Origin of the sequence: Paenibacillus turpanensis (genome assembly GCF_011421635.1) — a bacterium.
GTDB classification, from domain to species: Bacteria; Bacillota; Bacilli; order Paenibacillales; family YIM-B00363; genus Paenibacillus_AK; species Paenibacillus_AK turpanensis.
In genome coordinates, this window is record NZ_WTLI01000014.1 from 78870 (window position 1) to 92229 (window position 13360).

5 protein-coding genes and 1 pseudogene are annotated in these 13360 nt (G+C 60.7%); all 6 read right to left on the reverse strand.

Translation table 11 applies throughout. The features are described from left to right. Window positions 1-18 precede the first annotated feature (18 nt). Window positions 19-1467: pseudogene (locus GQS10_RS14325) on the reverse strand (MDR family MFS transporter); the annotation flags it as partial. Then, window positions 1464-1793 carry an MbtH family protein gene (locus GQS10_RS23800; RefSeq protein WP_166243331.1) on the reverse strand — a complete coding sequence of 110 codons (330 nt, stop codon included), beginning with the start codon at window positions 1791-1793 and terminating at the stop codon, window positions 1464-1466. The gene GQS10_RS23800 and the pseudogene GQS10_RS14325, both read right to left, overlap by 4 nt. Before the next feature lie 3 nt (window positions 1794-1796). Further along, window positions 1797-9167, reverse strand: a complete 7371-nt coding sequence (locus tag GQS10_RS14335; RefSeq protein ID WP_166243333.1) for an amino acid adenylation domain-containing protein — start codon at window positions 9165-9167, stop codon at window positions 1797-1799. A 15-nt stretch (window positions 9168-9182) separates the two neighbouring features. Then, a complete protein-coding gene (locus GQS10_RS14340; protein WP_166243335.1) occupies window positions 9183-10115 on the reverse strand; it encodes an isochorismatase family protein in 933 nt (310 codons plus the stop codon). A 7-nt stretch (window positions 10116-10122) separates the two neighbouring features. After that, entirely contained in the window at window positions 10123-11895 is a 1773-nt protein-coding gene (locus GQS10_RS14345) for a (2,3-dihydroxybenzoyl)adenylate synthase (protein ID WP_166243337.1), read from the reverse strand. Between the two features lie 262 nt (window positions 11896-12157). Then, window positions 12158-13339 carry an isochorismate synthase DhbC gene (gene dhbC, locus GQS10_RS14350; protein ID WP_166243339.1) on the reverse strand — a complete coding sequence of 394 codons (1182 nt, stop codon included), beginning with the start codon at window positions 13337-13339 and terminating at the stop codon, window positions 12158-12160. Window positions 13340-13360 lie beyond the last annotated feature (21 nt).

Here is a 13360-nt window from a genome sequence, read left to right on the forward strand (position 1 = left end):
CTTAGCCCCAGGCTTCGGCTTTTTCATCGCGGCCTCTGCATCCTCGTCGTGGATTCGCCGTGCAAAAAACAGCGCAGCCAGCAGAAAGCCTGTGGAGCAAAGCAGCGCCACCTTATATGGATACGCCTCCGTCGTCGCACTGGCAGGCGTCACAGATCCCGTCAGCCCTGCAGACGCCTCTACGCTAGCCCCCGCTCCCGTCATGGCAAGCATCGTTGCGATGATGCTGCTTAGGATGGCCACGCCAAGCGCGGAGCCGAGACGATTTTGCACCTGAAACAGTGCCGTTGCCTGCCCCATAGAAGGCGGAGAGATCGTGGCAAACGCAGACGCCTGCACGACACCAACCGCATTTCCTAAGAAGAAGCCGGTGAAAAACAGCAGCGCACGAATGAGCCAAGGGTTCGTATCCGGTGTAACGAAGCTAAGCAGAATAAACATTCCGATTGCACACAGTAAAGCGATCGTCATCATGCGGCGCGGCCCCAGCCGGGTAAAAATCCGCGGCACAAGCTGCGACGACACCATCAGGCCGAGCGCCTCGGGGAACGTGGTCAGCCCCGCTTCCAATGCAGAGGCATGAAACGCATCCTGATACATGAGCGGAAACACGTAAAGCATACCGAGCAAACCAGCGGCAATACAGAACGAATTCAGTCCCATCGTCCGGTATAACCGATTGGAGAAAAGACGGACATCCAGCATCGGCTGCTCCGACCTGCGCTCCAGCACAACAAAATACACCAGCAGGGCCGCACCTGCGATGACGGAGCCCCATATTTCCGGCGAGCCCCAGCCTTTGAGCGGCCCCTGCGTTAAACCATACATCAGCAGCGCAAAGCCTGGCGTACAGGTTAAAAACCCCGGCAAATCGAAGCGGCGTTTCCCTGCTTCCTTGTAATTCTCCAAAAACAGCAGCCCAAACAGCAATGCAAGGATGCCTATGGGAAGGTTGACATAGAATACTGACCGCCAAGAAAACGTGTCCACCAGGAACCCGCCCAGGACGGGCCCCATCGCTGGCGCAAGCGCGATGGGGAGAACCACGATCCGGGCAATCCGCGGCCGCTCATGCGGCGGGAACGTCCGGTATAGAATGGCGAGCCCGACCGGAGTCAGCAGCCCGCCGGCTGCCCCCTGTACCATACGGTACACGTTCAGCTCCGTCAGGCTTCCGGCGAAGCCGCACATGGCCGAGGCCGCGGTGAACACGGCCAGTGCCAGCAAGAAAATCTTCCTCGACCCGAAACGGTCGCCAAGCCAACCGGATACCGGCAAGCATAAAGCCAAGCTGACGAGGTAGCCGACGTTGAGCGTTCCGAGCGCCGCTGCCGGGACTTGCAGCTCCTCGCTGATCGTAACAAGCGCAACATTAACGATCGTCGCATCCATCGCCGCCATGAACATGGCACTAATATAGACAATACAGACGACAACTCGCGTATTCAGCGACAGCTTCCTATTCACTGCGAGCTGCCCGAACCGGTACCGGAACCGAACCCGGTAAGACCTGCCCCTACTCGCTCCCCGCCGGAATTAACGGCATCCATATGCGCATGATCTGCGTTATCGCTGTTTCCAAGCGTATGTTTCGACTGGATGCTTGTTGGGCGCATATCTGTCCAGTTCGTGTTGATATACTCTTGGCAGGCCTCCCGGCTCTGCCGCTCGAACACCATGCTCCAGCCCTGCGGCACTTGAATGTAGGCGGGCCAGAGCGAATGCTGACCCTCATCGTTTACTAACACATGGTATTCGGCATCCTGCATTTCAAACGGATTCGGATGTTTCATCGCCTAGTTTCCTCCCCTGCTCAATTCGCCCTTGGTATGCAGCTCTTCTAGCTTCCGCGCAAGCACCTGCCCAATCTCCGCCAGCGGCCCCGGCTGACATAAGTCCTTATGCTTACATTCAATGTCATACTGTAAAATGTCCCCTTGCACATAGGGATTCCACGCCTCCGGATAAATCGGACCAAACCAGTCCGGAATCAAGGTCGAGCGGAAAAATAACACGTCGCCGCGTGAAGGCACCGGTACATATTCGCATAGGAGCCGAACCGAGTTCACATACGTATTGCGGAGCTTCACAATCGTCTCCTCATCCAAGCTGGCGAGTGCACTGCCGTCGCTGCGCAAAATTTGGATGACGCGCTGCATATCAATCGGTTGATCGCCCTGATCGCCCAAGCTGTCCGGGTCGTACCCGCCAAGCGCGAGCAGCGCATTCAGCGCCTCCTCCTCATCCGGCGACTTACTGATCGGCAGGAATTGCCCCGGGTACGCGTCCAGCATCACGATGAGCGGCACCTCGTCACCCTGCTGCTCAAGCAGACTGGCCATCGCCTGGATGACATTGCCGCCGAGCGACCAGCCGAGCAAATAGTACGGCCCCTTCGGCTGGACGGTACGGATATGCCGCACGTAATCGGCGGCCATCTGGTCCAGCGTCTGCGGCAGCGTCTCTTCCCTTGCGATGCCGCGCGCCTGGATGCCGTACAGCGGGTACTCCGGACCGAGCTGCTTCATCAGCCCGGCGTAGCACCAGCTCAGGCCGCCGGCCGGATGGACGCAGAACAGCGGCGTCCGCTCGCCTTTTGTGCGCAGCGGCAGCAGCACATCGAGGGCGGCTTGGCTCGTGCCCATTTCGAGGCGTTCGGCAAGCGCAGCTACGGTCTGCGCCTCGAACAGGATGCCGATGCCCGGGTCGACGCCAAGCGCCTCGCGCATCCGGTTGATCAGCTGCACCGCGAGCAGCGAGTGTCCGCCGAGATCGAAGAAGCCGTCGTCGATGCCGACGCGCGGCAGCCCCAGCACTTCGGCGAAGAGCCCGCAAAGCAGCTCCTCCTGCGGGGTACGCGGCGCGCGGCCGGACAGCTCCGCCGACAGGTCGGGCGCCGGCAGCGCCTTGCGGTCCAGCTTGCCGTTCGGCGTGAGCGGCAGCACCTCCATCTGCACGATTGCAGATGGAACCATGTAGTCCGGCAGCGACGCGCCGGCGAACCGCTTCAGCTCGGCGCCCTCCGGCGCGGCCCCCTGCTCTGGCACGATGTACGCCGTCAGCCGCTTGTCACCCGGCTGATCCTCGCGGACGATCACCGCCGCCTGCGCAACGCCGGGATGCTTCGCGAGCGCGGCTTCAATCTCGCCGAGCTCAATGCGGAAGCCGCGAATCTTTACCTGGTGGTCGGCGCGTCCGATATAATCGAGCGAGCCGTCCGCCAGCAGCCTTGCCAAGTCGCCGGTACGGTACATCCGGCTGCCCGGCGGGCCGTACGGATCGGCGACAAACCGCTCGGCGGTCAAGCTTGGGCGGTTCCAATAGCCGCGCGCCAAGCCTTCGCCGGATACGTGCATTTCACCGACGACTCCGGTCGGAACCGGCTGCAGGTACTCATCGAGCACATAGATGCGCAGGTCCGGGATGCTGCCGCCGATTAAGCTGCTGTTTCCGGCCTCGGCATGGCTGCGATCCAGCGCCATGTAGCTGACATGGACGGTCGTCTCCGTAATCCCGTACATGTTGACCAGCCGCGGCGCATCGTCGGCATGCCGCGTATACCAATCCTCAAGACGGCCCAGCTCCAAAGCCTCGCCGCCGTAAATGATATAACGCAGCGCAAGCTGGCTTCCGACCTGCGGATTCTCCCGATCGGCCTGCATCAGCTGATAAAACGCGGACGGCGTCTGATTCAGAACCGTCACCTTTTCCCTTGCCAGCAGGCGCAGGAATTCATCCGGCGAACGGCTTACCGTATGCGGAACGACGACTAAGCGGCCTCCATACAGCAGCGCCCCCCAAATTTCCCACACCGAGAAATCAAAAGCGTAGGAGTGGAACAGCGTCCAAGCATCCTTTTCGCCAAAATGATACCAGTGGTCCGTTTCCGTAAACAGCCGGATCACGTTGTGATGCGGGATAACAACGCCCTTCGGCTTTCCGGTCGAGCCGGAGGTATAGATGATGTACGCCGGGTGGGACGGCTTTAAAGGCTCAGTCCGATCGGAATCGCTCGGATTGGCCGATGGACTATATTCCAGCGCCTTCTGCGTATCCTTGTCGTCGAGAACGACGGCCGGCTTGCGGCTTTCCTGCGGAATCACCGAGGCCGCTTCGCTGCTAGTGATGACGCAAAGCGGGTCCGCGTCCTCCAGCATGTACGCGATGCGGTCAGCCGGATACGAAGGATCGAGCGGCAAATAAATCGCCCCTGCCTTCAGCACGGCCAGCAGCGCCACGACCATGTCTAGCGAGCGCGGCATCGCCAGCGCAACGACCTTCTCCGGCCCCGCTCCTTGGGCAATTAGCAGATGCGCGAGCCGGTTTGCTTTTTCATTCAGCTCGGCATAGCTGAGAGCCTCATTCTCATACGTTACAGCCGTTGACTGCGCGTACGTCTCCGCCATCTGTTCGAAAAGTGACGCTAAATTATGGCCGCCATGCGCCGCTTGAACAAGGGCTCCCAGAGTGGGGTTCGCTATCTCCGCGGATGCAGCAGCAGCTTCGAGGGCAGAAGCCGAGGGCGAGCCAGCACGTTTCCATTCCCGTTCAACTCGCTGCCACTCCTCCGGAAGCAGCAGATCAAGTCGTCCGATAGAGCGTTCCGGCTCCTGCACAACCGCCTCCAGCAGCTTTAGGAAGCGTGCAGCCATCCGTTTCACGGTACTCTTTTTAAACAAATCGGTCCGGTATTCAAACCAGCCGTGCAGCCCTTGCGGCGAGCCGTCTGCAGCCCGCTGCTCACTGAGCTCCAGCGTCAGATCAAATTTGGCCGAGCCGACGTTGTACAGCTTCGCGCTCGTTTGAAGTCCCGGCATGCTCATTTCGGCATCCGGGGTGCTCTGATAGGCCAGCATCACCTGGAACAGCGGGTTTCTGCCTTTGGCCCGCGCCGGGTTCAGCACCTCGACAAGCCGATCAAACGGAATATCCTGATGCTCATACGCATCCAGGTTCACTCGCCGCGTCCGCTCCAGCAGCTCCCGGAAGCTCGGGTCGCCCGAGGTGTCCGTGCGCAGCACGAGCGTATTGACGAAGAAGCCGACGAGCGGGTCCATCGCATCGTCATTGCGTCCAGCAATCGGGCAGCCGATCGGAATATCTTGGCCTGCCCCGAGCCGGGACAGCAATGCCGCCAGCGCAGACTGAACGACCATGAACAGGCTGGCATTGCATTCCTTTGCCAGAAGTGCCAGCTGCTGATGCAGCTCAGCGGAAATGGTAACATCCAGCGTACAGCCCTCATTCGGGTGATCCGCCTCAGCCGCGGCAACCTCTCCCTGGTCGGCGGTCCTGTGCGCGGAGGAAAGCCCTGCGTCAACGGGCAGCTCCAGCTGCTCCGGCACGCCGTCCAGCGCCTTGCGCCAGTAAGCGAGCTGCTGCGCATACAAGCTGTCCGGGTCGCTCTCGCCCCCAAGCAGCTCCTGCTGCCACAGCGCGTAATCCGCGTACTGCACCGGAAGCGGCTGCCACTGCGGCGCCTCCTCCCGGCTGCGCGCCGTATACGCTGCGGCAAGGTCGCGGCTCAGCGGATTCAAGGACCAGCCGTCGCCGACGATATGGTGCAAAAGCAGCAGCAGCGCATGCTCGTTCGGCCCGGCGGCGAACAGCTCGGCGCGGAACGCCGGCTCCTTCGCCAAGTCGAAGGTGTAGCGCACCGCCTGCGCCAGCCGCTCCTCCAGCTCCGCTTCGCTTACTTGCGTGACGCTTAGGCTCGGCTCCGCCTCGCTGATATCCAAAACCACCTGCCGCGCCGTACCGCCAACAGCCGGGAACACCGTGCGCAGCACCTCATGGCGCTGCACCACATCACGAAGCGCGGCCTGCAGAGCTTCCAATTGCAGCGGCCCGCTCATTCGGATCACCAGCGGAATATTGTAGGTCGGGCTCGGGCCCTCCAGCATATGCAGGAACCATAAGCGCCGCTGAGTTAGGGACAGCGGCAGTTGCTCCGGCCGTTCCACAGGTCGCAGCGGCGGCCGAGCCGCCTTCGCCTGATCCAGCCTGCCGGCCAGCGCGGCGACGGTCGGCGCCTCGAACAGCTGTCCGATTCCAAGCTCAACGCCAAGCACGTCACGAATCCGGCTCATCAGACGAGCCGCCAGCAGGGAATGCCCGCCGAGATCAAAGAAGCTGTCGTCGATGCTTACATGGGGTAGGGACAGCACCTCCGCAAACAGAGAGCAAATCATTTCCTCCTGCGGCGTACGCGGATCTCGCCCTGTTCCGGCCAAGGACGGACCCGGCGCAGGCAGCGCCTTGCGGTCCAGCTTGCCGTTCGGCGTGAGCGGCAGCTCCGGCATCAGCACAACGGCCGACGGCACCATGTACTCCGGAAGCTCTGCGCGTACGGCATCGCGCAGCTCGAGCGGATTCAGCCGCTCCGCAGCGGCCTCCGTCAAGGTCACATAGGCGACCAGCCGCTTATCACCCGGCTCATCCTCGCGCACAATGACAGCCGCTTTGACCACATCGGGATGCGATACGAGCACTGTTTCAATTTCACCAAGCTCAATGCGGAAGCCGCGCACTTTGACCTGAAAATCCGCCCGGCCGATATAATCGATCGAGCCGTCCGCAAGCCAGCGCGCCACATCGCCCGTCCGGTACATGCGGGCGCCCGGCGGCCCGTACGGATCGGCGACAAAACGTTCCGCCGTCAAATCCGGCCTTCCGTTATACCCGCGCGCGAGACCGGTTCCGGCGATATACAAGTCGCCCGGAACCCCGGCAGGAACCGGCTGCAGCCCGGAATCCAAAATATAAATCTGGGTATTCCATATCGGTTTGCCAATCGGCGGCGTACCCTGCTCCATACGCGGCAGCGTCACGGCCGTCGACCAAATGGTCGTTTCCGTTGGGCCGTATAGATTGGTCACCTCGCAGCGGCGCCCCTGCAGCGCCCGCAGCAAATGTCCCGGAAGCGCCTCGCCGCCGACCATGACACGCAGCCCATCGAGACTGTCCGGCTGGTTTGTAAGTAAGCTATGCCATAAAGCGGGCGTTGCCTGCATCGCCGTAATCTTATGTCTGGACAGAAGGCCAGCGAGCGCCGGAGGGTCCTGCACCTCTTCTTTCGCGGCGACGACAACACTTGCTCCGCTGAGCAGCGGCAGGAACATTTCCAGCATGGAAATATCGAAGGCTACGGTCGTCACGGCAAGCAGCCGGTCCTTTTCCCCAAGAGCAAACCGTTCCTGCATGGAGAAAAGGAAGTTAACCAGCCCTTCCATGGCAACGACGACGCCCTTCGGCTTCCCGGTTGATCCCGAGGTGTAGATCACGTAAGCTGGGCGCAGCAGTTCCGAGCGGTTCATTGCCCTTCCCGCTTCGGCTTCGCTCACCCGAAGATTGTTTTGCGGCGAAGCCGCCAAGGCATCCACGGTGTCCGGCGCATCGACCGCCCACTGCGGCGGAACCGCATCGCCAGCTGGCAGCAGGCTGAGCACTTCGGAAAGCCGTGCCGATAAACGGGCTGCCGTAAGCACACACACCGGCTTTGCATCCTCGATCATGTATGCGATGCGATCCGCCGGATAGTCAAGATCAAGCGGCACATAGGCCGCGCCGCATTTTAAGACGGCCAGCATGCCGACGATCAGCTCCGGTGAACGCGGCAGGGCGAGAGCAACGAGGCTCTCCGGCCCAACTCCCTGCTTCTGCAGCAGGTGAGCCAGCTGATTCGCGCGCTTGTTCAGCTTTGCATAGCTGAAGGTCTGATCCTGCCACAGCACTGCAGGAGCATTCGGCGTCCGGGCGGCCTGCGCCTCGAACAAACGCGGAACCGTAACGTTCGGAAGCGTTCGACGCGTATCGTTCCACCCCGTCAGCACCAGCTCGCGTTCTTCAGGCAAGATTAGCTCCAATTCACTAACATAAGCCGAAGGCGCTGCGCCGGAGAGCGAATCGAGCAGGCGAAGCAAACGGCTTTGATGCGCCGCAGTTACCTCCCCGCTGTATGCCTCCGGATTCGCGTCGACATCAATTCGAATCCCCTTTCCATCCTGTCGATCATGTACGTTAATGGACAAATCGTCCACCGGGCCGGCGGATAAATTATGGGAAACCCCGCGGTAACCGGCAAACGTAAGGCCATAGTCAAAAGGCATGATGTTCACCATCGGCCCGAACAAGCGCTGGTTATCCCCGAGCAGCTTCAAATCGCGCCGCATTTCTTCATGCCGGTATTTCTGGCGCCGCTTTGCCTCTCGAACTTCGCCGGCAATATGCCCGATCAGCTCCGCTACCGTCATATCCGCCCGCACCGTAAGGCGCAGCGGCACAATGTTCATCACCATGCCGGGGACATTAATCGCGGCCGAGCCCATCCGGCCCATCATCGGAAGCCCGAGCACAATGTCCTGCGAGCCTGTGATACGGTGCAAATAAATCGCGATGGCGGCAATTACCGCGTCATGCCAGCTGCCCGCTGCGCTCTTCGCCAGCTCCTCCAGCCGGGGAGCCGCCTGCGGCAGTAAATGCCCGCTGCGGCGGATAAATGTTTCCGAAGTGCGGGGAGCACGCTCCGCCAAGCTCACCACCTCGGGCCGATCCTCAAACCGATCCAGCCAAAAGCGGCGGTCCTGCTCATATTTCTCCGAAGCCCGGTATGCCTCATCCTCCTGCAGGACACGCTCCAAGGAGCCGAAGCCGCCTTTTTCCAGAGCACGGTTATCCACAAGGGCTGTATAAATTTTAGCCACCCGCTGTGCGATCAGGGCAAAACCAAACCCATCCATCACCGCATGATGAATGCGCTGGTACCACAGGTACCGGCTTGGCGTCACCTGAAGCAGCGCCTCGGTGAAGAGCGGATCGCGCGTAAGGTCAACCGGCTTCGCCATATCGCGGCGCATCCACGCCTGGGCCGCCTCCAGCGGGTCGGCTTCCGAGCTCACATCGATCCGATGCAGCGTCCACTCCGGCGCTTCCTCCTCCACCGTCTGCCACGGACCCTCCGCATCCTCGCCAAAACGTATGCGCAGCGCCTCCGTCTCTTGGATCGTCTGGCGCAGCGCCTGCTCGAACCGGACAGCATCAAGAGGCCCGTCGATTTCGATATATTCCGCCGCATTAAAAATCGGATTGCCGGGGTCCAGCTGCTGCGCAAACCATATTCCGGCCTGCGCGCCGGACAACCGCCAGCGTACCGCTTGAGCCGTTGCCATATGACGCCCCCCTTTCTACCTCAAATAATCTGCGTTCGGCAGTACCAACTGCGCCTGCCCCGATAACAGCTTCCACCAGCGGGATAATGTCGGCTCTTCCGCAAGCTCCACGAAAGTAACCTCCGCGCCTTCGCGGCGCCATTTTTCCACTAGACTCATCATCCGCACCGAATCTAATCCCAAATCCATCAAGTTATCCTCGTCGGCGATGACCTTGCTCTCCACTCCGAGCAGCTCGGCAACCTGCCGGCGAATTTCCGGCTCCGAAAACGCCCCTGCCTCCGAAGCCACCGCTCCCGCCTGCACCGCAGCATTCCCGAGCGCTTCCAGCACCTGCGATGTCGTTGTCACGACGGCACAGCGCTCCGCCGCATATTTCAGCGCCATTAGATGGTAGTCCTCAGAGAAATCGGCCAAGGCATCCGCGATGAAAAACGGCTCGATATCCTTCATAAACGCCTCGGATGCGCTCAATAAGCAGCCGATATGCGCGTACACCCCGCACACCATCAGCTGATCGCGGCCTTGTTCAATCAGAAGGTCATGCAGGTTCGTTTTTTGAAAAGCGCTGTAACGCCATTTGGTGAGCAAAATGTTCTTCTCCGACGGCTCGAGCGCCTGCACGATGGCCTTCGGCTCCTCCCCGCCAGGGATGCCGTTGCCCCAGAAGTCCTGAAGCAGTCCACGCTGCTCCAGTGTCTGCGCACCCGGCTGCGCCGAGTAAATGACGGGGATGCCCAGCTCGTCGCAGCGCTGCTTAAGCGCTTGGATATGTACAATTAATTCGTTTAAGGGTGATGCATCCGGCGTGAATGCCGCCAAAAAGTAGTTTTGCATGTCATGTATTAAAAGAGCTGCACGCTTCGGATCGGGTGTCCAATTTACTTTATTTGCTGGCAGCTCGGATGCTTTCGGCATTGGATACGGGGTAATTTTTGGAATCGCCATGGACGAGTCACTTCCTCTCTAAAGTTAAAAGCTCCGTTATTTTTCTGCGCAAATCCTTTTTGCTGACCTTGCCGAACGCGGTCTTCGGGAACGCCTCCGCGTATTCGACACGGTCGGGAATTTTATATGCAGCGACGCCGCGTCCCCGCAGGAAGGCTCTCAGCTCGGCGGCTGACGGCTTCGGCTCGCGGGCGATGACGAAGGCGCAGGTGCGCTCGCCGAGAAAATCATCGGGCATCGAGACGACAGCCGCATCATGGATGGCCGGATGCGCCAGCAGGTGATTTTCGATTTCTTCGGCCGCTACCTTTTCGCCGCCCCGATTGATTTGATCCTTCACGCGGCCTTCCACGATAATGTATCCCTGCGGCGTCAGGCGAACGACGTCGCCCGTGCGGTAAAAGCCGTCGCTCGTAAACGCCTTGGCGTTGTGCTCCTCCGCCTTGTAGTAGCCGCGAATCGTATACGGGCCTCGCGTCAGCAGCTGCCCCGTTTCACCCGGCTCGACCTCGCGGTCGTCCTCATCGACGATCCGCAGCTCGTCATACGCCGACATCGGCCGGCCCTGCGTATGGATCACGATCTCCTCCGGGTCGTCGAGCCGCGTATAATTGACGAGCCCTTCGGCCATGCCGAACACCTGCTGCAGCTGGCAGCCGAGCACCGGCTTCACGCGGCGAGCCGCTTCGGCGCTGAATTTGGCTCCGCCGACCTGCAGCACCTGCAGGCTGGACAGGTCCGCCGTGCGCGTCGCCACCGCCTCCAGCCACATCAACGCCAGCGGCGGAACAAGCGCCGTAATCGTTACCCGCTCGCGTTCGATGAGCGGGAACGCTTCGTCGGCGCTCGGCCCCGGGCTGAGCACGACGGTGCCGCCGGCGTACAGCGTCCCGAGCGCTCCCGGGGAGCTGAGCGGGAAATTATGCGCCACCGGCAGCGCCGCCAGGTATACGCTGGTTTCGTCGAGCCCGCACACGTCGACGCTTGCCTTGAGGCTGTAAATGTAGTCGTCATGCGTGCGCGGAATCAGCTTGGGCAGGCCGGTGCTGCCACCGGACAGCTGGAACAGCGCCACGTCGCTGGATCTCACTAGCGGCAGGGCTTGCCCCGGGCTAGAGGCCTCCGCAGCTTCCGTTACCTCCACGCTCATATCGCTTAGAGCCGCTGCGGTTTCCCCAGCTGCGGCATCGCTCCGCTTCCCTGCGATAACAAGCGCCCCAGCCCCTGCTCCAGGCTTCGCGGCTTGTTCGGCTGCGGCCCCTTTCGCATACACCTCATCCAAGCCAACCTGGCCGCCCTCGGGCACCCCCGCTACGATGACTTGCCGCAGCTGTGGTACCTCCTGCTGCACTTCAGCTGCGAGCTTGCGGTAATCGAAGCCGCCAAATTTATCGGGAATCACATAAGCCGCAGCTTCTGCGAATTGGCTGAAATATTTGATTTCACTGCTTCGATGCGAAGGAAGCGCCATAATCGGTTTCGCTCCCAGCCGAAACAATCCGAAGACCACTTCAATAAAGGCAGAACGATTGGGCAGCTGGACCACGACCCGATCCTTCGATCGAATTCCCAGCGCCGCAAAACCATACGCTAAACGGTCCGCTCTTTGATCGAGCTCCTTATAGGTCAGCCGCTCGTCACCGGAGACGACGGCTGTACGCTCCCCGAACCGCTCCGCGCGATCGCGCAGCAGCTCGCCAAACGTAATCCCCTCCCAGCAGCCGGTCTGCCGGTAATAGTCTGCTAGCTCTGCCGGCCAAGCCGGACAATCTGACAGCATGAATTTCCCTCCTATAAACTCGTTCCATAAGCCGCCCCAAAAGGGCTTGATATGTACTTGCTTGCAGTACATCCCATTCACTTTTCCAGTTACCATGCACCACGATTTCCTGGGCATGGCCTGGATTCGATTCGATTCGTTGTATTTTCCGAAACCTTTCGTCGGTGCCCACACTTCCTGCCTATCCCGAAGCATCCCGCGCCCTTCAAAGTCTGTCGCGGGCTCTCTCTATTTTCTATCCATGGCTTTTCAGCCGTTTCTCCTAAATGCGATCCAGCCCCATAGCGTTCAGCATCGTGCGGAATTTTGCCGACGTTTCCTTCAGCTCATCCTCCGGCTTCGATGCGCCGACGATCCCCGCTCCGGCAAACAGCCGCAGAAACCGCCCGCTGACCTCGGCACAGCGGATCGTGACGATCCACTCGCCATTCCCGCTCGCATCACACCACCCGACCATCCCAGTAAAAAAGCCGCGGTCAAACGGCTCGATCTGCTGGATCGCCTGCCTTGCCAAGTCCGTCGGAGTCCCGCAAACGGCCGGTGTCGGATGCAGTGCTGCAGCAAGCTCCAAGGAGGTCGTCGCCGGATCAAGCAAATCGCCCTTAATCTCTGTGGATAAGTGCCACATCGTCGGTGTTTGCAGCAGCGACGGGCGATCCGGCACATCAAGCGTCCGGCAGAAGGGCCGAAGTGCTTCGGCAACCGCCTGAATGACGACGGCATGCTCATGCAGGTCCTTTTCGGAGACGAGCAGGGCCACTGCGCGGCGCTGGTCCTCCTCAGGGTCCGCACTGCGAGCCGCCGAGCCGGCCAGCGGATTCGCCACGACCTGAAGGCCTTTCCGCGAGACAAGCAGCTCCGGACTCGCGCCGACCAGCGTGCTTTGCGGCAAAGGAACCGCAAAGGTATATCCGCGAGGGTTGCTGCGCGCCAGGTTGCGCAGCAGCACCGCGGGGTCGACGGCCGCCGCCGAGGTCAGCTGCAGTGTCCGCGAAAGCACAATTTTGCTGAACTCGCCGTCTTGAATACGGCTGACCGCCTCCGCTACGCCGCTCATGTATCCTTCCTGCGCCGGAACCTCCGCGATATCAATAACGGAGCCCGCCGATTCCCGCTTCGACGGCTCCTCACTAGAAGTCGACGGCTCCGCCCGGCGAACACTTACCGGCACGACCAGCTTGGCCGGCTTCGCCGGATCAAAAGGCACGGCACCCACCACAATCGGGTTGGTCACGCCTTTCCGCTTCGCGTCATCCCACGCTTTGGCCACATCCCGCGATAAAGCGGCGAGCTTATCCGGCTCCTCTGACGCTGCCACCGCGACAAGCTCACCTTCCGTAAGCAGCATCCCTTGAGGAGAAGACAGAAAAAAACAATCGTCCGGCCGATAGCCATCAATCAAAGATTCATCCGAGGAAGTAAGCACTACTTGACGCTGCACCATGTTCCCAACCTCCAGCTCTAT